Below are 23538 nucleotides of genomic sequence, written 5' to 3' on the forward strand. Positions count from 1 at the left end.
CCTTCAATTTTGAACGTTAATTCAATATTGTTCAATAAAAAAAGGAACTGGTCTAGCGACCAATTCCCGATAGATACATTTTTGATAATTGATACAACATAGTCAGCGCCCAGTCCTTTCCCTTATAGTGATACATCATCTGCATCGAAGCATCCACGAAGTTGTTGGCGACAATGTGTATGAAGACGTCGTCTGCATTTTCGTCATTTTGATGTTTGTATTGAAAGTGTTTCTCAACTTCCCGTATAAAACGATCTTTTTCCTGAGCGTACTTTGTGCCTTCGCTTTTATCCATCAAAATAATGAATTCCTGCCGATGCGCAAATAAATTCATCAGACAATCTGTTTCTGCTTTACTGAAGCCACGGGATTCACGGTTCGCCTTATCGATGTCTTCCGAAGCCATGACCTGGCCCCAATCATACAAGACGGGCTGGAGCACGGCATCAAAAAGTGATTCCTTGTTCTTATAGTAAGAGTAAATCAGCCCTGTAGGTATTTTTGCCTTTGCGGCGATGCCGCGCATTGTAGCAGACTTGTAACCGCTGCAATAGAATTCTTCTAATGCCGAAGCTAGAATTCTTTCTCTTATTTCATCTTTTAATATCTGTGCCATAGCATACCTCAACATTGAACTTATGTTCAATTATAGATGTGAAGGTGATGTTTGTCAAGGGAATTAAGGAGAAATGAAAATTGTATGCACCGTAAAAAATTTATAATAGCTACATACATAGTAATATAAAGTGCAAAAAAATTATATTGCATTCTATATCAACATAACTTATAATGACATATGAACTAGGTTCATTTTCGCATAACTGAATATGGAAAACGGTCAGCCTATGCGGCTGATAATAGGGAAATCGGTGTAAGTCCGGTACAGTCACCCCTACTGTAACGCAGACGAGAAAACAACAGCCATTGGAGAAATCTGAGAAGGCGTTTTCAAGAGAGAAGCGAAGTCAGTAGACCTGCCGTGAAGCAAAATTCTTACTTCTGGGATGAGGATATGATAAAGAATTGCGTTTTAACGTGCAGTCAAATTCATAGCAAAATTATTTTACCTCTTCAGATGAGAAGAGGTTTTTTATTATGCAGGAAATATCAAGGAACGCACTTTACGAAGCGTTGCCCAGTGTGGGCGACATTTGCGGATAGGATTCTTTGGCATCGTCATTTCCACGTTTTTTAGACCTCCTCTAAGGATTTTGTGAGAAGAAAATGGAATACAATTTTTATTGAGGAGGAAGATGATGACAAAAAAGAGAGGACGAAGAGGAATTGCGTTATTGATGACAATCTTAATGATTCTATCCCTTATTCCGACAAGCGTGTACGCGACGGGGCCAGAAAATGAAAAGGAGGAATCAAACCCTGTAAATGTGTGGATTCAGGAAATCGATAAAGATACGGGGGCAGAAACCGATAAGAAATACGAAGTAAACGAAAATGATGAAATTCGAATCGAAGAACGGACGTCGGGTTATAACGATGAAAATATGATCTTTGAAGGTTTTATTTTTAAAAGTGAGCCAGCCGACGATGGAGAAAATTGGACTATTGTCAGCAGTGATACGGACAACTATGACGGTATTACGATTGAAAAGAGTACAGATGGAGAGTGGCGGCTGCATATGAATTCTGCATCTTATGCGAAAGCTGAGAAATCAATTGAAGATACTGGCATGTATGAAATACCGGTTAAGTATCAGCAGGGTGAAGAGCAGGAAAAAACAGCTAAAAAAGAATTTAAATTCGTTTTGACTGGAACAACGACCGTAAGCTATAAAAATACATGGGGTGAAACAGAGATTATTCGTGACGGAGACACCCTAAATGTAACGACAGTGGAAGATGGAACCTTTTCTTGCGGCTCTTATCCGGTCAATGCGGCAGACCTCTATTGGACGACGACTTGGGATAGCGGAGGGGAGCAGAATAAACCGATTTGGATTGGCAGTCAGTCAGGTAAACTGTCGGTTAATAATCCAGGTACAGTTCGCGCTTCAGTGAAAGTAAAATCTACGAGCCAGGTGTTGTGTAACTTTCAGATAAAAGCAGCAAACCCAGTTTTGGAAGACTTTAAGATGTACATTGATGGAGATGAGGTTACTGACAAGTATACCGTTGCAGGACATCAATGGAAGAATGTTTTAATAAAAGGTAAACTGGAAGGATCTGATCGATATGTTCCCTTTAATGAGAAGATAACGTTAGAAAAAGATGTATCGATGACTGCTGACAAGGAGTATATTTCTTGCCCAAGCTGGGATTTCGGCGGATTTGCCTTTGAAAAGCCGGGTATAGGCAATATCACGATAACGCTATTTGGAATCGCAAAGACCTTTGAGGCAACATCTACCTATGTGCCTGTTGAGAGTGTAACATTGGATCTTCCAGAGACGGTGTCGATGCATCACCTGGTGTATTCTCTGGGCAGCGGAGATAATTATATGGGTATCAACCAAAGTGCCTTAAATGAAGGTCTAAAGATATCTCCGGAAAATAGCAGCTGCTATCAGGTGGAATGGTCTGGCGATGACGACGCAGTTGCTGATTATCACGATACACACAGTAATGGGTTCATCGGACATGGGGAAGGAGACGTAACCGTCACCGCCGCAATCAATGATAACGGACAGAAAAAAACTGCTTCCAAAGTTGTCACATTCAAATTTGAGAAACCTGTAGAGGGTGTATCGATGAAGGATGGACAGACTTCTTTCACAGTGGAGGAAGAGGAAACCATGGAACTGCCCTTAATCTTTGAACCAAAGGGAGAGAATGAAGAGGACCAGCCCTCCCAAACGGCAATGAGATGGACTTATGATAAAGAAGGTATCGTAAACATAAAACAGAGCAGAGGCCAATATGACCGTTATGCCAGCAAGACGTTTGTTTTGACGGCAGTTTCTGAGGGCAATGTAGAAGTGACGGGCACGCCGCTAATTGCTAAAGAAGGAGTGAAGCCAGTTACCTTCACTGTCACCGTTACAGAAAGCAGCAAAGAACCTCCAGATTCAGATAATCTGGTGAAATGGGGGATAAATTCCTGTGAGTCATATTACAACAGGTGGAAATCTGACCACGAGAAATATTCCTATAATGACGAGTGGGATATTATCGCGCTGAAAAGAGCAGGATTTTCATTGTCCAAAGACGATGAGGCGGCGATTACTTCTTACAAAGAGAGCATAAAAGAAGAAATCGCAAAGGGCAGCAGCGGCAGATTACACGCAGGAGGAAAACCGACGGATTTAGCGAGAGTAGCACTGGCACTGTATGCCATTGGCGAAAACCCAGCTTCCTTTAACGGCTTTGACTTTCTCAACGCCCTGGTCAACAGCAATAGCATAGAAAGTGGGTCAAACGAAGCAATTTGGGCATTGATTGCAGTGGATGCAAAAGATGCGAAGTTGTCCAATAGTGCGAAGTATGATAGAGATAAACTCTTAAAAGTCATCTTGAACTTTCAGAACAAAGACGGCGGTTTTGGTCTGAGCAAAGGTGATAACAGCAGTGTTGATATGACAGCCATGGCTATACAGTCGTTTTCCAAGTATCAAAATCGTAAAGAGATTCAGTTGGCAATAGATAAAGCTCTGATATACCTACAGGAATCTATGGACAGCAGATGTGAGTTGGGCGGAACCAGTGAAGCTATTTCACAGACAATCATTGCTATATCATCCCTAGGTAAAGATATCACCTTGAAAGAAAATGGTTTTACTTCAGGCCGAACGAAGAATGTTTTCACAGCATTAGCTGCATATAGGAGTACTTGGCCATCGGGTTTTGCTCATACGGTCAATGGCGACGTAGATCATATGGCTACGCAGCAGGCATTGATGGCATACAATTCTTGGAAGCGGGTAAAAGAGTGTAGAAATTCCCTATATGATATGTCAGATATTGCGGGAAGTGAAGAAACCTTGCCCCAAATTACTATTTCCGGGGTGAAAGACAAAGATACTGTACAAACCAGCAAAGTGATTGCGGCAATAAGTGCTGAGGGCGCAGAATTAACAGTACGCCTCAACGGTAATGCAATTGAGGGTGAATCCGGTAAGTATTCGCTGAAATTTAATATTGGTGATAATCAGTTAAATGTCAGAGCTGTGTCGAAATCCGGTGCGGTAAGCCAGTTGATTTGGACGATAAAATACTCTCCGCTCAATTACCAGAAGACAATTGATCAGAAGATAAAAGCTCTGAGCCAATGGGCAAAAGAACAATTACAGCAGACAGACCTGAACAGAGAATTACTTTTCGCAGAAACCAGGAAAAATGGAGTCAGCCAGTCATGCAGTGAGAGGCTTTTGGCTGAGGTTGAGAAAGGACAGGGGGTGTCCTCTGTACACACCTGGACCGAAACGATATTAATACTCAATGCGATGGGAATTGATCCTAATGATGTCAACGGAAAAGATCTTTGGAAGGAAGGCGCAGGGCTTGCATCGTCAGCTACAGCGGCCGAAAGTGCACAGATTTTGATGGCGATGAATAGTAAAAAAGAACAGAAAATTCCATCGTCCATATCAAAGGAAGCACTTTTGGACAAGATAAAAAGCAATGCAGACGGTGGATTTGGACAAGGCAAATCCAATGCTGCTGATACGGCTAATGCCGTAATTGCTTTTTCACAAATGGAGGGAAAAGACAGTGAAATAGAAAAAGCTGTCACGTGGCTGGCAGAAAATCAGGCAGCATATCTTTCCGATGTAACAGCCTGTGCAAAGACTTTGACCGCTTTGAGTGAAGCTGGCATTGACTTTACCTTGGATGATAGATTCTGCAAGGCCGAACAAAACCTATGGACGACTTTAAAAGACGCCGCTGCTGAGGATAACCAGGTTCTTTATACGGCGCTATCTTCTTATCAGAGATGTTATAAAAACAAAGATCGCTTTTACGATTTAAGCAAGGTACAGAACCGCCCTGGTTTGACAGCTAATGACGTGCAAATCGCTCAAACGGCGGCTGACCATTTGAAAAAGATTGATTTTAAAACCTACAGTGCCCAGGCTACCGAAGCTGCCTATCTTCTTATCAGAGATAACCAGGCGACTGCAGCAGTCTATGATTATGTGGATGTTTTAAAATCGGCAGTGAAAGAGAATAAGATAGAAGAAGCAAAAGATTATTTCTTTACCGGTTTATATCTTAAAGAGAACGGCATCAGCCTGTCCGATGTGGATGGTACGGATATGCTCAAGCAGGTAGCTGCATTAGAGCATACAGGTACGGCAAGTCATGGATCAGTTACAAACATGACAAATTCTATGGCTTATGCATTGCTTACATTAGACTTGGAACAGAAGGAAGATCAGAAGCAAATTCGTGAGAAGCTATACGGTGCTATAGAAAAAAATAAACATAGATATGTCAGTGGCGGCATCTGTGAGTTCTGGAATGAATACGGCTTTGCTGTCATGACTCCAAAGTCAACGGCTATGGGAATGATGGCATTGGTAAATGGAGGAAAACTACCGCCATCTATGCTGAGTTCGATGATTAATTTGATCGCAGCAGAAGACCAGGGCAGTATGACTGGAAAAATCTGCCCACAAGGCTATTGGGGCGATTATCGCAAAGACAGTAATATTTTGACAGGAAATTTGGAGACAACGGCAGATATTCTAATCAGTCTTTATCATAGCGACGTAGATGCCACAACCGACAGCAGATTTCAAAAGGACTTAGGAAATCCGCTCCACGGCGTGCGTTTATTCTTCAGGAATGACGGTTTTGCAGATACTCCCGACGGTGAGAAGGCTTCTATCGAAGGCAGCCTGGCAGGCTATAGAGCGATGCTAGCATTTCGCTATGGAAAAGGTATTTATGATGCCGGCACAGAACGTCCTATAGATAAAACAGCTTTAGAGGCAGAGCTGGCTGAGGCAAAGAAAATTACCAAGGGAGAGTATACTGACGAATCATGGAACCGACTTCAAAGCGCAATCAGCCAGGCGGAGAAAGCGGTATCCCAAAAAGAAGTAAACTTAGCTCTAAACGTACTTATATCAGCAATCGATGGCCTACAGATCAAAAATGATGAGATCACCGTATCGTTTAGATTGATTGGAGACTGGAAGCATGGAAGTAGCGGACATGCCAGCTATGTGAACTGGATAAAAACTAAAGCCGTCAAGGTCAATAAAGGTGCGACGGTGTACGATGCTTTTGTAAAAGCGCTTGGAGAGGCGGGACTCGCTTATAAGTGCACATCTGCCGGTTACGTATCCTCTATCAATGCGCCTGACGTCTTCGGTGGCTATGAATTAGCGGAATTCCATAATGGACAGGGTAGCGGATGGAAGTACATGGTCAATGAAAAATACCCAGACATAGGATTAAAAGCATGCAAAATCTATGAAGGGGATCAAATTATTTGGCGTTACATCGATGAGTACCGAGATAACTTCGACAATGACGAAAAGTGGAAAGAAGCAAGGGACGAGGAACCTTCTGTTATTTTCAACCGTTTGAAGGTAGAAGCTAAAGCTGAATTAAGAAGTTATGCCAACCTTGAGAAACTCGACAAAGAACTAAAAGTCAAAGTTGAGAAAATTTTAAATGAAGCCAATGGCAGAATCGACGGGGCAAAAAATAAGCCTGTGCTAGATAAAATAGTGATAGATACCAAACAGGCTTTACGCACATTAATCGGAGGAGGCGAGGATAAGCAACAGGAAATCGTGGACAAAGATACGAATGTCAGTTTGGAAGGTGCAGAACTGACCAAAGACATGAGACTGACTGTTAAGGAATTGTCTAAAGACCACGAAAGTGTCAAAGCTATGCTCCAGTCCGTATCGGAAAAGATGATATTATTGAAAACCTATGAAATTGACTTGACAAAGGATGGTAAGAAAATCAAACTTCCTGGCCATGCAATTTTATCTATACCAGTAGGAAAAGAATACAACGGCAAAACAGTAACTGTTTTACACTACCATGAGGGTGAGATTAAAAAGCAGCAGGTAAAAGTAGAAGAGGGAATGGCAAAAATCAAAGTTGACAGATTGAGCAGCTTTGCTGTGATGTTAGATGCTAAAGAGAAGAGTGACGCTGATCTTATAAAAGATATGAAAATCAAGTTAAAATCTAAAGCGTATAAAGGCCGTATAAAACTAAGCTGGACGACAAATGTGACAGTCAAAGGGGTGAAATATCAGATTTACAGATCTACGAAGAAAAACAGCGGATTTGGTAAGAAACCGTTCTTTACAACAAAAGCCGGTTGGAAAACCTATTCGAATACAAAAAAACTGAAGAAGGGCAAAAGATATTATTACAAAATTAGAGCGTACAAAATAATAGAAGGAAAGAAGATTTTCTCTAGTTGGTCTAATAAAGCGAATCGCATAGCAAAATAAATAATTATCAAGAAACAGACGAATGATTTTTCATCATTCGTCTGTTCTTTTCCGCAAGAATGATGAAAACTTGACAATCAAATTAGGTTATAATGAACACAAGATTATTTTGCCGATGTAGCTAGGAAGCGTTGGTCACATCACATATTACGATTTTCGTTTATAAAAGAGACATTGGTGATAGAATAAGGGAAAATGCCCAGTAGGAGAGAGGGAATATGCCGAACAAACAAATAAGAAATATCGCTTCTGTAATTGCATATATCGAAGCGCATCTGACCCAAAAGCTGAATCTGGATATTTTGGCCGAAGCCATGCACTATTCCAAATATCATCTGCATCGAATATTTACGGACACTGTGGGGCTGACAATTCACGATTACATTCAGCGCAGGCGTTTGAGTGAGGCGGCGAAGCTGCTTATTTTTTCTGAAAAATCGGTGCTGGACATCGCCTTGCTTGCCGGTTATGAAAGCCAGCAGGCTTTTACTGATGCGTTTACCAGGATGTACAAACTTCCGCCAGCCAAATATAGGGAAAATGAGGAATTTTATCCGCTGCAGCTAAGATTTGAATTTGAAGGGAACTACAGGATGTTAAACGAGAAAAAAGAAGTCCGCTATGATATCTGTTTTGCTGCGGAGGAGGACATCCCCTGCTGGATGGAACTGGTAAAGCTGGTGGTCGACGGTTTCCCTAATTTGCAGGAGGAAACATATCGACAGGTGCTGCGGGAAAAAATCAAAGTAAAAGAGGCTCTGATCCTCAAGGACGAGGAAACAGCCATCGGCATCATGCTTTTTACCAGCGAAACAGGCAGTATTGATTTTATGGCCTGCCATCCGCTCTACAAAAAGAAGGGCATACCAAAAGCTTTTTTAGATAAGGTGCTGAATGAACTGGTGACTGGAAAAAACTTGACGATCACCACGTATCGAGAAGGGGACAAAGCGGACACTGGACAGCGCCAGGAGATTAAAAAACTGGGATTTGCAGAAGCAGAGCTGCTGGTTGAATTCGGCTATCCGACCCAGCGATTTGTTCTGCAGAAAGGTGGGCAGAAGGATGGACAATAATTTTTTCCCATTTCCTGAAGAACTGGAGCACTTGTCAATGATCAATGAAAAGCTGACAGCAGCCCTACAGGAAGCGGAACAGAACATCCAGCGTCAGAACGAGTCCTACATGGATACGAAACGCTATATGGTGGAGCACAGCGGCGACATCGATCCTCACGAAATGTTTCAGAACGAAATGCTGCTGAAACAAGTCGACAGGACAGGCTCTTTCAGTGTAGGGGTTAGGGATAAATTGGCTAAGCTGAAAGATTCTCCTTACTTTGCCAGAATTGATTTTCAGGACCAACAGTCAGGTGAATCGTCAGCGTACTATATCGGCTCCTATGCTTTCAACTATGACACGGAGCTGCTGATTATCGACTGGCGCGCACCCATTGCCAGCATGTTCTATGATTATGAATTGGGTGCGGCAGAGTACCAGGCGCCTGTAGGCAAAGTTACAGGGGAACTGACGCAGAAACGACAATTCAAAATCAAAGGCGGCGTCATGAAATATGCCCTGGAGAGTTCCGCCAATGTGCAGGACGACGTACTGCAAAGAGAACTTGCCAATCCATCGGATGAGAAGATGAAATCCATTGTCTCTACGATTCAAAAAGAACAAAATCAAATTATCAGAAATGACAGGGCGCACACTCAGATCATTCAGGGGGTGGCTGGATCGGGCAAAACCTCCATCGCCTTGCACCGCGTTGCCTTTCTGCTCTATCGCTTCAAAGACCGTCTGCGTGCACAGAATATTACCATACTATCCCCAAATAAAGTGTTTGGGGATTATATTTCTAACGTTGTACCGGAACTGGGTGAGGAACCGATATACCAACTGGGCTTTGACGACCTGGCGAGGATACAGTTAGAAGGTATTCTCAATTTCGAACCAGAGAAAGACCCTTTTGAACTTGACGAGGAAGAGGGCAGGCGCGCCCGCTACAAATCCACTTTGGCATTTGTCCACCAGTTGGATCGCTACATAGAACAGCTGGCGGATCGTATCTTTGTGCCGGAGGATTATACCTTCGGACAGTTTACTGCGCCAGCACAATGGATTTACCAGCGGTTCAGCGCCTACAGCAGACACCCCATAAAAAAACGCCTCGCCATGGCCGCCGACGATATCTTGAACCGCTTTGAAACAGATAACGTCATGGGGAGAGAGCTGCCCAAAATCAGCGCAGTTTTAAAGAGTCTCAACGCCATGCTGACGATGAAAAACACTTTGGCGATCTACAAAGATTTCTATAGATGGCTGGGTGAGGAAAAGATGTTTGTTTTGCCAGAAAAAAAGATGCTGGAGTGGTCAGACGTCTATCCATTTCTCTACCTGCAGGGGGTCTTTGCCGGTTTAAAGGAGAGCAGGATCACAAAACATCTGGTTGTAGACGAAATGCAGGATTATACACCGATTCAATACGCGGTGATCAACAAATTGTTCCCCTGCCAGAAAACAATCCTGGGCGATTTTGGACAATCTCTCAATCCTCACTACAGGCTTCATATGGAAGATCTGAGGTGCCTCTATGAAGAGGCAGAATTCCTCTCTCTTCACAAAAGTTACAGATCCACTTTTGAAATCATCGAGTTTGCAAAGGGTATCATGGAAAACTCTGTAATCGAAGTGATCGAGCGTCACGGCGACGAAGTGGAGATTATTTCCTGCGAAGACAAATCGGAACAGTTTGCGAAGATGGAACGCCGTGCGGACCATTTTACCAGAGAAGAGGATCGGGGTTCCTTGGGCATCATTTGCAAGACCAACGCAGACGCCCAAAAACTCCATGAGAAACTGAGCAAAACCTGTCATGTGCATTTGCTTTCCCCAGACAGTGGGCAGTTTAAAAAGGGGGTGTCTGTTACTTCTATTCAGATGGCAAAGGGATTGGAGTTTGATGAAGTGATTATAATGGATGCGGATCAGGAAACCTATGCGACAGATTACGACCGCAGTTTGCTGTACATCGCCTGCACCAGGGCCATGCACAGACTGACACTGCTGCACACGGGGGAACTGAGCAGATTGATCGTTTCTGGACAAGAACCCTGTCAGCATTTATAATAAAAATAAAATTTCTTGTCACAAGGAGGCTGTTCCTTTGTCTAACTTTATAGGAGGTAAATAATGATGAGTATAAAAACAAATGAAGAATTATCTATTTTGATCGACAAAGCCACTTCCGGCGATGAGAAATCACTGGAAACGATTATCGCAAGCGTACAGGATCTGGTCTTCAATCTTTCCTTGCGCATGCTGGGGGTATTTCCCGATGCGGAAGATGCAACCCAGGAAATCCTGCTCAAAGTCATCACCCATCTTTCTTCTTTTAAGAAAGAAAGCTCTTTTTCCACCTGGGTGTTCAGCATCGCTTCAAATCATTTGAAGAATTACAAAAAGAGTATGTTCGCACAGCATCCTCTCAGTTTTGAATACTACGGCTACGATATCGAAAATGGGGCGGCAGAGGATTTGCCTGATCTGACACAGGATATCGAAAAGTCCCTTTTGGCGGAGGAACTGAAGCTGTCCTGCACCAACGTCATGCTGCAGTGTCTTGACGCTGAGAGCAGGTGCATCTTCATCCTGGGAACCATGTTCAAGGTGGACAGCCGCATTGCGGGCGAGATTCTGGGCATTACGCCGGAAGCTTATCGCCAGAGGCTTTCCAGAGTGCGCAAAAAGATGGCGGAATTCCTGGAGAACTACTGCGGAGAGTATGGGCAGGGAAAATGCAAGTGTAAAAACCGGCTCAATTACGCAATTCAGACCCACAGACTGCAGCCACAGAATCTGGCGTTCACTTCATCAAAAGAAAAAGAAGTGATTTTGGACGTGAAGAACGCCATGGAAGAAGTGGACGACCTGGCAGGCAGATTTGATTTCTGCAAGACCTACGCATCGCCGGAAACTTTGAACAAGTTCATCAAAGATTTCCTGCAGTCTACGCAGATTTCGACCATACAGAGTTCAGGAATGGAGGGAATGTAAATGGAAACCATATTGAATTATCTTTCTGATTTGAAAGAGAACAACAACCGCGAGTGGTATCACGAACACAAGGCGGAGTACAAGGCCGCTAACGCTGACTTTGAAGCATTTCTGCAGGATCTGATCGTGGGGATCGGGGAGTTTGATGATCAAATTTTGCACAACGTGCCGAAGGAGCTGACTTTTAAGCTGGTGCGGGATACTCGTTTCAGCCACGACAAATCCCCTTATAATCCGTCTTTCCGCGCTCATATTTCGTCAAAAGGCAAACTGCCGATCCCAGTGGGTTATTACATCATGATCAAACCAGGCGGCGAAACTTTCTTGGGCGGTGGTCTATTTGCCGACATGTTCAAGGACGCTACCGCCATGGTCAGAGACTACATCACCGCAAACCCGGAAGAATGGGAAAAAGTCATCAGCGACGAGACTTTCTGCAAGTATTTTATAGTCAAAGGCAATGCGCTGAAGAATGTGCCGAGGGGGTACGACAAAGAGCATCCCCAGGCAGAGTATCTGAAGAACAAAAGCTGGTACGTGGAATACTTCGTCGAGGACGAACAGCTTCGCGATACAAAGGCATTTCTCGACCTGGCAGTAACGATTTTCAAAGCCATGAAGCCCTTCAACGATTACCTGAACAAAGCGTTGGAAGGCTTTACGATGCCGGAAAGGTGAATATAAGTCTCATATATTGACGTCTGTGGGAATAACTTAGGCGGCAGGCACATAAGGTAATAATAGTTTTTAGAGCTGAATCAAACTATAACAGGAGGCCTTTGATGAGTCAGAAATATAACCTCAATTGTAACGTAAACCTGGATCTGCCTTATCCGCCGATAAAGACAGACAGCCGAAACCTGGAGGACGCATATGCAATGTTAAGCAATGTAGGAAGCAGTAATTCCGAAATGTGTGCAGTCAGCTTGTATTTTTATAATAGCGTTATTCTAAAACCGGAATACGCTGATTTTGCTGAATGCTTTCATAAAATTAGCATTGTGGAAATGCACCACTTGGACATCTATTCATCTTTGGCTTGCCAAATGGGTTTAGACCCCAGACTGTGGAGTGTGGACGATAAAAAAGTGCGCTATTGGACGCCGGCTTATAACCAATATCCCCAGGGAATTAGGGATCTCATTGAGAACTCCCTCAATAGCGAACTGGCTGCAATCCATAAATACACCAGACAGGCGGAAACAATTGAAGACCCCGACATCGTAAAAATATTGAAACGTATCATTCTCGACGAGCAGCATCACGTGGAAATCTTCCACGAGATGCTGGATCGTTTGTAATTTTACTTCAATTTGACCCTGACCCCATCGACTGCCGTAAGTTCCTGGGCGCCTGCTGTATAGGTGAGAGCGGGGATAACGGCATACGCCATAGCACCCTCTTCGGGAGCAAGGCTGTTCTCATAACATCCGGCGTACTGCAGGCCGTTTTGATCATAGAGTACAAGATAGGTGGTGCAGTCGATGTCGATGGTACGTATATCATAAAAGGCCACAGCCAGACGGTTGCCATCGTAATCGAAGGACAGAGTCCCTGCTACAGGGCAGGCATCCTCCATCCCCTCAATGCTCTGCAAATTCTCGGATAGGGCAATTTCCATCTGTTCCTCCTTTTGCGTGAGCAGATAGAATCGTCCGCTAGATAATATCACCAGGATGCTACTTGCGTCCACTTTGAAAACAGCCTGCTCCGGGCTTTCGGATTTGCCTGGGAGGGATAGCTTCTGCAGACACTTCATAGATTTGACGTCTATGACGGATAAGAAGATCCCTTCCTTTTCTTTTGTGAGGTGATACAGGCCTTTGCCGTCGCTGCTTTTCTCCAGGGCCAGGGTATAGGTCCCCTCGGGCAAAGGGTATAGGAGCCGCGCGTGTTCCAAGTCCGGTCTGAACCATTTGTCATCGTCACCGTTACCGTAAGATAAAAATGGAATAAAATGGATTCCGCACATATCGGCAGGCAGCGGGACATCCCGTGAGGCGTCCGCTTCGGGTGAGTAGTATGACGGCGGGTTGAGCGCGATATAGCAGCCAGTATCGGTACAGGTGCTTGCCGCACTTGATTCCGAGTAGAGGCCGTCTTCCGCATTATCGATGGAGTAAGCGGAAATGTCTCCCCGACTGTTTTTCGTGACGCTGATGCGAACCTTGTAGTCTTCCGGGATGGGAAGCTTGAAATAGCTTTCGGGCGCGTCGGGCGGTGCCACATGTACGCCTTCCATGTCTAAGAAAAACCGGGCAGGAAAGTATTCGCAGTATTCTCTCAGCAGATGAGTCTCCCTGCGGGTCTTTCCTTTTTTTGTCCGCTCAGCCACATCGTATACGAAAGGTTTTGCGGAAACGTCAATCAGCGACTCGACTGATCCGCTGGAGGAGGAGCCGCCATATAAATCTGACGAGAATCCCGCCTGGCTTTTGGGGACAGGCTCGGAGCTGTAACCGCCGTGAGATACACGGTGAAAACGGACCGCGGGCTTTTCTTGTGAATCGATTTCGTAAGTCATATCCCATAGAAGCGATCTGTTAAAGACCTTGTTTTGCAGGGTGATGCCTGCAGCGTTGGAAGCATCGCCTGCCAGCGTAGTCTCCTTTACTTCCACCTGATCCTGCATACCGTCGATCTGAAAATATGTGACAGGCAGGAGGGCGGCAGCCAGGAAAAAGAGTAGCGCCGTGATGATAATGTACTTTTTCATTTTATCCCGCCTTCCTCATCTTCTGCCAAGGTGGAGAGCACCTTGCTGACTCTGTCACCCCTATAGTGATAGGTTTCCTTCACAAAGGTCATCAGGTCTTTGCCCTGGTCCTCCAAGTCCGATACGAGGGCGTCTGCTGCGATGCTGCCCTGATGGATCAGTACGGCACGGCTGATAAAGTGCTGCACCTCTTCCAGCAGATGGGTGGACAGCAAAATCGTCTCTGTCGGTTCCAGAGTGCCCAGGAGCACTTTGTAAAAATCCTCCCGATTGAACACGTCGTTTCCCGAAAATGGTTCATCCATCAAAATGTAATCCGCCCCCTGGGACAGGGCCATGATGACCTCGAACTGGTTTTGCTGGCCTACGGAGAACTTTCGCAGCTGCCGTGTCATGGGAAGCTCGAAGAACTCCATCAGCGCGGTGAAGCGTTTTGTTCGAAAGGATGGAAAGTGCATCTGATAAAACTCCATGTGGGCCTTTGGCGTCAGACTCGGGAAGAAGGAGTGCTCACAGGTGGCAAAGGAGAGGCGGGCGATATTCCTGTAGGTGATCGGCGCACCGTCCAGGGTGACAGCGCCCTTGTGACGCAGAAATCCCAAAATACACTTCTGCAGCGTGGTCTTGCCAGCGCCATTCTCGCCAAAGAGCCCGACGATCTCGCCCTGCGGCAGAGTCAGATTGATATGGTTCAGAGCCTCTTTGGTCCCATAATTCTTTGATAAATCTCTAATCTCTATCATAAAAATATTCCTCCCATCAGTTTCTGCCATTGGCCGGGGGCGAGGCACTGTTTCGGCGTGACCGCGCAGTAAATCCAGTAGTATGTCATCAGCAGCAGGAACGCGGTGGCGAGAGTGAGCAAAATGACAGCCGCCGGCACGGATAGACAGCGCTTCAGCATTTCGTATTTCTGCGGCAGACGGCGCATGAGATAAACACTTTTGCTCCCTTTGAAGTGATAGCGGTAATTGGCGATTGCCAGTAAAATCATAGCCAGGATCAAGGCGCCGAAGCCAAGGAAGGCGTTATCTGCTAACTGGATAAAATCCGCCATCATCACCTCGGGAATCAATTTACCGCTGTCGAAGAGATCCTGATAGCTTTGGTATATCTGCACCGGGCAATACAGGCTCCATACGCTGCTGGCGACGTAGCCGAAGAGGATCAGCTTGCTATCCTGCTGCCAGGGCATTCCGACTGGAAAATAGGCCTCCAGATTCCAATTAATCTTCATCTGGCAGCACCCCCTTTTTGATCCTGATCGCGGAGATGACGAGAGCGATAATAGAGAAAGTCAGGATGAAGAAATTGCAAAAGCCAGATTGTTCAATCGTTCGGCGGACAATGAGCAGTGCGGTACTGATAAAGAATACAACTGCCAGCAAATCTTTGCCGCCCTGCCGCGTTTTCCACGATGAGCAGGCGATGGCAGTTCCCAGGCTGATCAAAAGGATCGCGTTGGTAATGATGCTGTAGAGATCCCCCAGAGGCAGGAGTCCGTGGAAAAAATCATTTCGGTAGAATGCCAGGAAGGCTGCCGGGCCGTAAGGGTCCGCCGTATTCAATTCTGTATAGATGTGAACCAGGACGAGATCGGTCGCTGCCTGGCTGGCAAACAGCAGGGTGAGGCAGCAGATGTTGTACACGGAGCAGACGATTGCAAACTGCCCCTGGCTGACGGACAGGCGGTTTACCATATAAGCGGGATTGCTGCCCTTCTGCTTTCCTGCAAAGGCTTCCAAAATGATGAAGACGCCTATATAGCAGACGATGAACAGCAGGTAGACGCGGCTGCTGTCTATCATCTCTTCCAAAATTCCAAGATGCTGCGTGGTACGGAGCTGCAGATAGAACATCCCTGCCTCTGCTGCCATGAGGGTCACGATCAGCAGGATGATCTTGCCTAAAGTGGCGCGGGCGGCCAGGGCGAATACGGATAGATATTTTTTCATGTCAGTCTTCCTCCTTCCAGGCGTCCCTTATGAGGGCGAGGGCTTCTTCAGCGGAAATGCCCATCTGCTTCATGTTGCGGACGATGGCTTTGACGTCGTTTTCTAAAAGCCTTGCGCGGATTTTTTTGATCTGGCCGTCGTCGATTCTGACATAACTCTTGGCGCCGCTGCGGGATTCGATGATGCCTTCTTCTTCGAGATAGCGGTAGGCCTTCTGTATGGTGTTGGGGTTGACGCCGATGAGAGCGGAGAGAACCCGCCTCGAAGGCATCTCGTCGTTATTCTGTATGGCGCCGGAAGCGATCTCCCGCTGCACGTAATTGATAATCTGCAGATAGATAGGGCTGCCGTCTTCAATACGAAACTGTTCAAATGAAATCAAGTGGACCACCCCTTTCTATAGAGTAAAACTGTATTACTATCGTAGTACGGTTTCTTTAACTGTATTATACTTGTAATACGGTTTGCTGTCAAGAGCAAAGTGACAGCAAAGTCTGCTTTCTGCGATGACGATAAGGTTACGCTTTTTGCGTGTATCCGGGCCTCCTCCGCGTAACCGTATTGCTCTCAGAGGCCGTTGCAAGGGGGTATCTCTGATTTTGGTTACTTTTCGTGTAGATTCCTATGGAAAAATTGACGTTTGCAGCACATAAAAGTAACCAGATGGAGCATAGACAGAGATTTTGTAAGGAATTAGAGATATATTGCAGGGGAATGGTCGCTGATGCAGTCTTCGAGTTACGCGAGCAACCTTGCAACAGCATCAAAAAACCTAACTCTATCGTAGAAGATGATGGCTGCATACCCCCCTCCCCTAAATGTGGACAAAAGGCGGGCGATTGAAAAATGTGCAGAAATGATGCTGAAAAGCGAAAAAAACGTGGAATGACAGTAATCATCACAAATAGAGACGCTACATGAGTTTTAGTTTCATGCAGCGTCCTCTGTTTTTTGTCCCTAATTTTTTGTTTCGTCTGTGGACGTAGGTCCATCTGTATCCATATTCTCCAGAGCGTATTCGCAAGCCTGTATCACAAAGCTGGAGAATGTAACGTCCTGATTGACAATTACTTCATCAATTCTCTCTATTACAGATAGAGGAAACCGTATCGTCTTGTTTTCGGTCTCCTTCCGGTCGGGTTTTAATTGAAACACCATTGTATTACCTCCCTGTACGTTTATAGTATTGCAAATTGACCGAAAAGTATGCAATACTAACTGTAGAAAAATATGCATTGCAAATTGTATTGCAAATTGCAATGCAATTTGTTATAATATTCTCAAAATAAGGCGGTGTGAAAGGAGGAACCCAAAACTGCCATTAATCGTTACTGTTAAATTAAGGAGGAAGAAAATGAGAAAGAATAGGATTTCACGCCTACTGATATCCTCAGCATTGGCTGCGACACTGGTAATTTCCAGCGCGACAATTGCCTTTGGGTGCACGGGAATCTACTTCGGGAAAGATGTGACAGACAACGGCACCACGCTGGCAGGCAGATCAGAAGACTCTGGCTGGACGAGGTATATCAAGAACTATACCGTCAGACAGGCAGAGACCCATGAACCGGGAGATATGTATGTAGGGGCAAGTTCAGGCTTTACAATGCCGTATCCGGCGAAGACCTTCCGCTATACTTTGGTCAAAGACTATACAGGAGAAGGCGAAGAAGAAATGGCCCAGGTCGGAATTAACGAGAAGGGTGTAGCTGCAGAGGCATCGGTCAGCTTGTCCAGACCTTTGACGCAGATAACAAATGTAGATCCTATGGTCAACGGCGGCCTGGGAGAAGAAGATATCCCGTCTGTCGTCCTCATGCAGGCGAAGACCGCACGAGAGGGAGCCGCACTGCTGATTGAGATTTATGAAACTATAGGAGTGGCAAGCAGAGATATGACGATGATCTCCGATAAAGACGAGACCTGGATCGTTCAATCTCTCAGCGGCCACAATGCCGTCGCAGTAAAGGCTCCTGACGACATGGTGGGATTCACGCCAAACATCACTGGTAATGTTGATGTGTCTGACAGAGAAAATACGATGTTGACTAAAAACTTTGTAGCCACAGCGGAGGAAGCCGGCACACTTAAGAGAGACGCACAGGGCATGATTCTCGTAACCGACAGCTATGCTGCGAAACCAACCAGCGTAAGCACTCGCCTGTGGCAGGGATATCAATACCTCAGAGGCGAAGAATTTGCAAACGCCTTGACACCGGGGTATATGGATTTGTTCATAGAGCCTCGTCCAGAGAAAAACTACACTCTATATGAAGCCCTTCGTCTTCTCGCCTACAGAGGGGAAGGTACTGAAAAGTACGGCGGTTCTGGCACAGGTAATGGTGTTGCTATCGGAAACGACAATACGTTGGAAGCCCACGTCTTTGAGACACGCCACGACATGCCTGCAGAACTGGCTGTGGTTCAGTGGCTCTCACTGACACCGCCGGAATTCGGTGTGTACATCCCGGGCTACAATGCACTTATCACAGATACTATTAAAGAAAATAGCATCGGTCTTGACACCATGACTTATAACGAAGAAAATCCAGAGGCAAATTCTTATAGGACTACATTTTACGAACTATACTTCCTGTGCAAAGGCAAAGGAAATACAAAGGGTCTTGAAGTAGGCTCTCTTGAAGCGAGAACAAAATACGGTTCAGGCGTTCAGAAATTCTGGGAAAAATATCAGAAAGAATTGATTGCACGGCAGAAGGAAATAGACCAGGATATGCAGAAGATACTTGCTTATGACCATGATCTCGCTCTTGAAAAAGCGACAGCGCTGAACATGCATTTGCAAAAAGAAGCGCTGGGATATGCAAAAGAAATTATAGCTGAGTTAAAAGCTTACATAGCGGACGACAAAGGCGTTGAAGCATTTACGCCGACGGCTTTGACAGAGGGCAAACTGCCAACCTACAGCTTTGCAGCAATCGGAGGTACTGGTCTGCCTTCAGATAATCCGGCACCGACGCCGCCACCAAGCGTGGAACCACAGAAGCCTGAGATTACAATACAGGATAATGCAGGCGGAAAAGTAGATCTGTCTGCAGACGGATCCGTTGCAACGATTAAGGCTGACGAAGGTTATGAAATCGCATCCGTCGTATTGAACGGAAAGGATCTGGGCAAAGTGGACAAGGTTGAGAACCTGAAGACAGGGGATAAGCTGCAGATCGTATTTGCCAAATCAGAGGATCCAACAAAACCAGTTGACAAAAATGCGAAAATCAAAGCCGGCGTCAAAGCGACGACAATCAAAGCGACCTCCAAAGCCTACAAAGGCAGAACCAGGGTCAACTGGAAAAAGTCCTACGGCTACAAGGTCGATGGATATCAGGTATACCGCTCAATAAAGAAAAATAGTGGATACAAGTACATCGGCAAGACAAAGAAATATTACATGGACAACAAGAAAAATCTGAAGAAGGGGACGAGATATTACTACAAAGTGCGTGGCTACAGAACCATCGACGGAGAGAAAATCTACACTAAGTGGTCGTCAAAAGCCATCAGGACCGCTAAATAATTTCGTTTAGTAGATAAATATTCCCAAAAGGCGGAGAGAAAGGAGGAAATAAAAACCGCTGACTGACAATCGCTATTGTTAAATTAAGGAGGAAGAAAATGAGAAAGAATTTATCTCAACGTCAAAGCGTGAGTGTATCTGTCCGAATCCTCGTGGTCGTTCTGATACTTTCATTGACGCTACCATTGACGGCATTTGCAGATGCAAAGCCAGATCCGGTCAAGGCTTCTAAGTACGAGGTAGACTGTCAGATTTCGCTTTCTGAGGACAGAGAAAATGTAACCGTCTCTATTCCGCTGAGTGGGGACACTACCGGTTTGGAAGACAAGCTGGACAATATTTCCCTGTCTCTTAATAGGGATGCATCCCGGCCATATTTGGATGCAGAACTATTTCCGAATCAGAAAAACGGCGGAGCATTAGATACTTGGCAAACACAAAATAAGACGCCTATGTTTACTGAAATGCAGAAGGAAATTGTTACTGATAACGGCGCAACGCTATTGAAAATCAAGTTCAAAACAAACTGCTATTTCTATAGTGGGAGCAACCCAGATTACAGTGCGCCCCATTCAAACGGCGGTGCCTTCCTGGACATTTGCGGTTACTTTGATTTTACCGCAGCTCTGGATGGCAAGGAACTTGGTAAAGCGTCTGTAAAAGTGGTTCCTTATCACAGTTATCACACGATGGAAGAAGTCTATGCAGCCATCGATCAAATCGCTGCAGAAAAAACAGATCTGTACGTAGAAAAAGTATCTATGGGCAAATCATCTGGCGGACGGGACATCCCTTATCTGATCGTTGCGGATAAAAAAGGATCCGTTGATAAATGGTTGGAATATGTGGAATCGGCCGAATCAAATCCAGAAAAAGCATTACAGCAGATCAAGGACGGCTCCCTGGACGACATCCGCGTGCCTGTCCTGTATTCAAACATTCATTCTAATGAAGTTGCAGCTACAGATGGAATCTTGGATTTCGCCCGCAAGCTGGTTACAGAGAAAGAAATTTCGTATAACTATCTGACTGGATTTACTGCAGACGGTAAGGCAAAGCTAGACGAGGAACACGGTGCAAAAGGGGCCAAAGGCAGTCTTGCAGTTCCAGATTTGATTAAAGACGATGCAACCTATCTGGGACATATCAAAGATGGTAAAACCGTTTCCGGAAAGGTAAACCTTGATAAATACTACAATCAGAAAACAGAAAAAGTAGAAGTTGACAAACTTATGGAGGATGTATTCTTTATCATCGTTCCGGAAGAAAACGTCGATGGACGTACTTACAACACTCGCACAGCGCAGAACGGTTATGATCTGAACAGAGACAACTCCTATCAGACTACGCCGGAGACGAGGCAGATGCAGCAGATGATAGGCAAATACAATCCAGTATCCTTTACAGAATTCCATGGAAGAGTCAAAGGATTTCAGGTGGAACCTTGCGATCCGCCGCACGGACCGAACTTTGAGTATGACTTGCTGGCAAAGCATCTGATGAAAGGCGGAGAGGCTCTCGGCATTGCCGCAGTTGCCAACAACGAGACATATAACAGTTATGTGACCCCGCAGCGCGACTATCTTGAGTACACTGGCAACGGAGATGAAACATTCTGGGCAGATCCTTGGGACGACATGTCCACAAGCTATACGCCGCAGTTCTCCATGCTTCATGGAACGGTAGCTTATACTGTTGAACTTCCAGCTTACAGCGATGATACAGTACAGCTGGTCAGTTACGGCATTTTGGGACAGAGCGCATACATTGCAGACGAAAAGCTTGGCTACTTAGAAGCTCAGGCTGAGATCTTCAAGAGAGGCGTAAATAACGAAAATGCCAATGATGAGGTAAACCCTTGGTACTGCGACCAATATGACGTAGAAGGTGCAGAAGCGGATATTTTCCGTCCGGAATTTAAGGGTGACGGTGAAAATGGAAACTTCTATCCAGAATGCTACATCATTCCGATGGACAGAAAGAACCAGAAGAATCTGCAGTCAGCCATCGACTTTATGGAAATGCTGACGAGAAACGACGTTGAAGTGAATTTGACAGAATCCGAATTCACATACAATGGGGTCAAATATCCGAAAGGCACGATGATCGTCTCTATGTATCAGGCGAAGCGTTCTGTAGCAAATGAACTGCTTTACGATGGTACTTTGATCAACGATTGGACGGTTCTTTATTCCGAGGCTGCAAATAACTATGACGAGCTGCGCGGATTTGATATGAAAACCGTGACAAAACCTGCTGAGTATAAGACGATTGCGAAGGCCTGCGGCGCTGCGATGGATTATGCAGCCGCATTAAATTACAAGAAGACCTTCGGAACCTCCTTTGACGGCGTGAAAAATGCCGACGTTATCATTGAAAATGTTTCCGAAGATTCAACCAGCGCTGTAAATGAACTGCTCAAGGCTGACAAAAAAGTAGCGATGATTACAGAGGGTGAAGAAAAGGGGAACTTCATCTGTGCATATGACGACTACCTCAAGGTAGCAGACAAGTACGTGTTGACTGCTACAGGCGTATATGGCAAAGATAAAAAAATCAAAGCTACAGTCATCAAAAAAGCGCCAAAGATTTTCATTACAGGAAAACCAGGTACAAACAGTTCTGGATTCGTGAACACAAGCATCGTTGGCAATGCCAATTACAACTATGACCGCGTTGCAATGGAACTGATGAACTTCGATACGACGGATAATACTTATAAAGCAGACGTCGTTATCGGTGCAAACGCGATTGGAAACGCATTAGAAGCAGTAAAATCAGGTACTCCATACATCGGTTATGGCAGCACTGCAACGAGAAACGTTAGTACTCTGTTAACAGGCGTTGCGAGAGCAAACTGTTCTGGCGCAATGGACTGTCTGGGCCGTGTGACTTATCCGAATGACACTTTGGTAAACGCTACATACGTTGCAGAAAAAGACGATATCATGTATGGATACGGCGTCGGATATTTCTCCAGCGTTCCAGACAATGCAACCATATTGGTGCAGATGGACGGGAAGACGGAGCCGACGGAAGGATTCATTCCGACAATTACGGATGCACAGAAGGCAGCATTCAATACCTACCTCAACGGTTCCATCCAGGGCTTCGAATACAAAGAAGAAGACCTCGATATCGCACTCTTTGCAAATACACTGACCCATAAAGGCCACCAGAGAGACGAATACGCTTTCATCAGCAATTTCATCTTCTCCAGAATGTTAGGCAAAACTGCTTATGAAGGAAAAACATCATCTACAACTCCTGACACTCCTGTCACACCTCCAACTGTAGAACCGCAGAAACCGGAAGTGACAGTACAGGATAATGCAGGCGGAAAAGTAGATCTGTCAGCAGACGGTACCATTGCAACGATCAAAGCCGATGAAGGCTACGAAATTGCATCTGTCGTATTGAACGGAAAGGATCTGGGCAAAGTGGACAAGGTTGAAAACCTGAAGACAGGGGATAAGCTGCAGATTGTATTCGCCAAGACAGAAGATCCTGTAGGGCCGGAAGACAAGTATGCGAAATTGAAGGCCGGTGTAAAAGCAACAACGATTAAAGCGACTTCCAAGGCCTACAAAGGCAGGACGAGGATCAATTGGAAGAAGTCCTACGGTTACAAGGTCGATGGCTATCAGGTATACCGCTCAATCAAGAAAAATAGTGGATACAAGTATATCGGCAAGACGAAGAAGTCTTATATGGACAACAAGAAGAACTTAAAGAAGGGGACAAGATATTACTACAAAGTTCGCGGCTACAGAACCATCGGCGGAGAGAAAATCTACACCAAGTGGTCGTCAAAAGCCATCAGGACTGCTAAATAATTGAAGAGACAGAGGGAGCAGGGATTATCCAGGCTCCCTCTGCAACTAGGAGATA

General features: G+C 45.3%; 15 protein-coding genes and 1 riboswitch. Of the genes, 8 read left to right on the top strand and 7 right to left on the bottom strand.

Annotated elements, in window-relative coordinates; genetic code table 11:
- Nucleotides 1-52: 52 nt before the first annotated feature.
- Nucleotides 53-616, bottom strand: coding sequence for a TetR/AcrR family transcriptional regulator (locus tag BN6539_RS15330; protein WP_067540474.1), 564 nt, complete (start codon nucleotides 614-616; stop codon nucleotides 53-55).
- 202 nt (nucleotides 617-818) lie between these two features.
- Nucleotides 819-996: riboswitch (cobalamin riboswitch) on the top strand.
- A gap of 257 nt (nucleotides 997-1253) precedes the next feature.
- Between BN6539_RS15330 and BN6539_RS15335 the strand changes: the two genes are divergently transcribed.
- The 6 genes from BN6539_RS15335 (at nucleotide 1254) to BN6539_RS15360 (ending at nucleotide 12742) form a co-directional block, all read left to right on the top strand.
- Nucleotides 1254-7382 carry a DUF4430 domain-containing protein gene (locus BN6539_RS15335; RefSeq protein ID WP_082907561.1) on the top strand — a complete coding sequence of 2043 codons (6129 nt, stop codon included), beginning with the start codon at nucleotides 1254-1256 and terminating at the stop codon, nucleotides 7380-7382.
- Nucleotides 7383-7600: 218 nt separating this feature from the next.
- Nucleotides 7601-8458, top strand: coding sequence for a helix-turn-helix transcriptional regulator (locus tag BN6539_RS15340; RefSeq protein ID WP_067540480.1), 858 nt, complete (start codon nucleotides 7601-7603; stop codon nucleotides 8456-8458).
- A complete protein-coding gene (locus tag BN6539_RS15345) occupies nucleotides 8448-10514 on the top strand; it encodes a HelD family protein (RefSeq protein WP_067540483.1) in 2067 nt (688 codons plus the stop codon). Before BN6539_RS15340 ends, BN6539_RS15345 begins: the two co-directional genes overlap by 11 nt.
- 63 nt (nucleotides 10515-10577) lie before the next feature.
- Nucleotides 10578-11441 (top strand): RNA polymerase sigma factor, encoded by an 864-nt coding sequence (locus BN6539_RS15350; protein WP_330385094.1) that lies wholly within the window; start codon nucleotides 10578-10580, stop codon nucleotides 11439-11441.
- On the top strand, nucleotides 11442-12119 hold the full coding sequence (locus tag BN6539_RS15355) for a DUF2461 domain-containing protein (protein ID WP_067540486.1): 678 nt from the start codon (nucleotides 11442-11444) through the stop codon (nucleotides 12117-12119).
- A gap of 104 nt (nucleotides 12120-12223) precedes the next feature.
- The gene (locus tag BN6539_RS15360; RefSeq protein WP_067540489.1) at nucleotides 12224-12742 is read left to right on the top strand and encodes a ferritin-like domain-containing protein; all 519 of its coding nucleotides are present in this window, start codon (nucleotides 12224-12226) and stop codon (nucleotides 12740-12742) included.
- A gap of 2 nt (nucleotides 12743-12744) precedes the next feature.
- Here the strand turns inward: BN6539_RS15360 and BN6539_RS15365 are convergent, their stop codons facing one another.
- From BN6539_RS15365 to BN6539_RS15390, 6 genes are all read right to left on the bottom strand, one after another.
- On the bottom strand, nucleotides 12745-14157 hold the full coding sequence (locus BN6539_RS15365; RefSeq protein WP_067540492.1) for a hypothetical protein: 1413 nt from the start codon (nucleotides 14155-14157) through the stop codon (nucleotides 12745-12747).
- Nucleotides 14154-14900 (bottom strand): ATP-binding cassette domain-containing protein, encoded by a 747-nt coding sequence (locus BN6539_RS15370; RefSeq protein ID WP_067540494.1) that lies wholly within the window; start codon nucleotides 14898-14900, stop codon nucleotides 14154-14156. Before BN6539_RS15370 ends, BN6539_RS15365 begins: the two co-directional genes overlap by 4 nt.
- Nucleotides 14897-15394, bottom strand: a complete 498-nt coding sequence (locus BN6539_RS15375; RefSeq protein ID WP_067540497.1) for a hypothetical protein — start codon at nucleotides 15392-15394, stop codon at nucleotides 14897-14899. The genes BN6539_RS15370 and BN6539_RS15375 overlap by 4 nt, the downstream gene beginning before the upstream one ends.
- On the bottom strand, nucleotides 15384-16112 hold the full coding sequence (locus tag BN6539_RS15380) for a hypothetical protein (protein WP_067540500.1): 729 nt from the start codon (nucleotides 16110-16112) through the stop codon (nucleotides 15384-15386). Before BN6539_RS15380 ends, BN6539_RS15375 begins: the two co-directional genes overlap by 11 nt.
- A 1-nt stretch (nucleotide 16113) precedes the next feature.
- Entirely contained in the window at nucleotides 16114-16494 is a 381-nt protein-coding gene (locus BN6539_RS15385) for a GntR family transcriptional regulator (protein ID WP_067540502.1), read from the bottom strand.
- Between the two features lie 575 nt (nucleotides 16495-17069).
- Nucleotides 17070-17270, bottom strand: a complete 201-nt coding sequence (locus BN6539_RS15390; protein ID WP_067540505.1) for a YlcI/YnfO family protein — start codon at nucleotides 17268-17270, stop codon at nucleotides 17070-17072.
- A 196-nt stretch (nucleotides 17271-17466) separates the two neighbouring features.
- Between BN6539_RS15390 and BN6539_RS15395 the strand changes: the two genes are divergently transcribed.
- Together BN6539_RS15395 and BN6539_RS15400 are read left to right on the top strand one after the other, a co-directional pair.
- Nucleotides 17467-19647, top strand: coding sequence for a C69 family dipeptidase (locus BN6539_RS15395; protein WP_067540508.1), 2181 nt, complete (start codon nucleotides 17467-17469; stop codon nucleotides 19645-19647).
- Between the two features lie 98 nt (nucleotides 19648-19745).
- Nucleotides 19746-23483, top strand: coding sequence for a M14 family metallopeptidase (locus BN6539_RS15400; protein WP_067540511.1), 3738 nt, complete (start codon nucleotides 19746-19748; stop codon nucleotides 23481-23483).
- The last annotated feature ends 55 nt before the right edge of the window (nucleotides 23484-23538 follow it).

Origin of the sequence: Emergencia timonensis (assembly GCF_900086585.1) — a bacterium.
Taxonomy (GTDB): domain Bacteria; phylum Bacillota; class Clostridia; order Peptostreptococcales; family Anaerovoracaceae; genus Senimuribacter; species Senimuribacter timonensis.

Coding starts and splice junctions, on each gene's coding strand:
- BN6539_RS15330 (WP_067540474.1), bottom strand. CDS start 616: ATGGCACAGATATTAAAAGATGAAATAAGAGAAAGAATTCTAGCTTCG.
- BN6539_RS15335 (WP_082907561.1), top strand. CDS start 1,254: ATGATGACAAAAAAGAGAGGACGAAGAGGAATTGCGTTATTGATGACA.
- BN6539_RS15340 (WP_067540480.1), top strand. CDS start 7,601: ATGCCGAACAAACAAATAAGAAATATCGCTTCTGTAATTGCATATATC.
- BN6539_RS15345 (WP_067540483.1), top strand. CDS start 8,448: ATGGACAATAATTTTTTCCCATTTCCTGAAGAACTGGAGCACTTGTCA.
- BN6539_RS15350 (WP_330385094.1), top strand. CDS start 10,578: ATGATGAGTATAAAAACAAATGAAGAATTATCTATTTTGATCGACAAA.
- BN6539_RS15355 (WP_067540486.1), top strand. CDS start 11,442: ATGGAAACCATATTGAATTATCTTTCTGATTTGAAAGAGAACAACAAC.
- BN6539_RS15360 (WP_067540489.1), top strand. CDS start 12,224: ATGAGTCAGAAATATAACCTCAATTGTAACGTAAACCTGGATCTGCCT.
- BN6539_RS15365 (WP_067540492.1), bottom strand. CDS start 14,157: ATGAAAAAGTACATTATCATCACGGCGCTACTCTTTTTCCTGGCTGCC.
- BN6539_RS15370 (WP_067540494.1), bottom strand. CDS start 14,900: ATGATAGAGATTAGAGATTTATCAAAGAATTATGGGACCAAAGAGGCT.
- BN6539_RS15375 (WP_067540497.1), bottom strand. CDS start 15,394: ATGAAGATTAATTGGAATCTGGAGGCCTATTTTCCAGTCGGAATGCCC.
- BN6539_RS15380 (WP_067540500.1), bottom strand. CDS start 16,112: ATGAAAAAATATCTATCCGTATTCGCCCTGGCCGCCCGCGCCACTTTA.
- BN6539_RS15390 (WP_067540505.1), bottom strand. CDS start 17,270: ATGGTGTTTCAATTAAAACCCGACCGGAAGGAGACCGAAAACAAGACG.
- BN6539_RS15395 (WP_067540508.1), top strand. CDS start 17,467: ATGAGAAAGAATAGGATTTCACGCCTACTGATATCCTCAGCATTGGCT.
- BN6539_RS15400 (WP_067540511.1), top strand. CDS start 19,746: ATGAGAAAGAATTTATCTCAACGTCAAAGCGTGAGTGTATCTGTCCGA.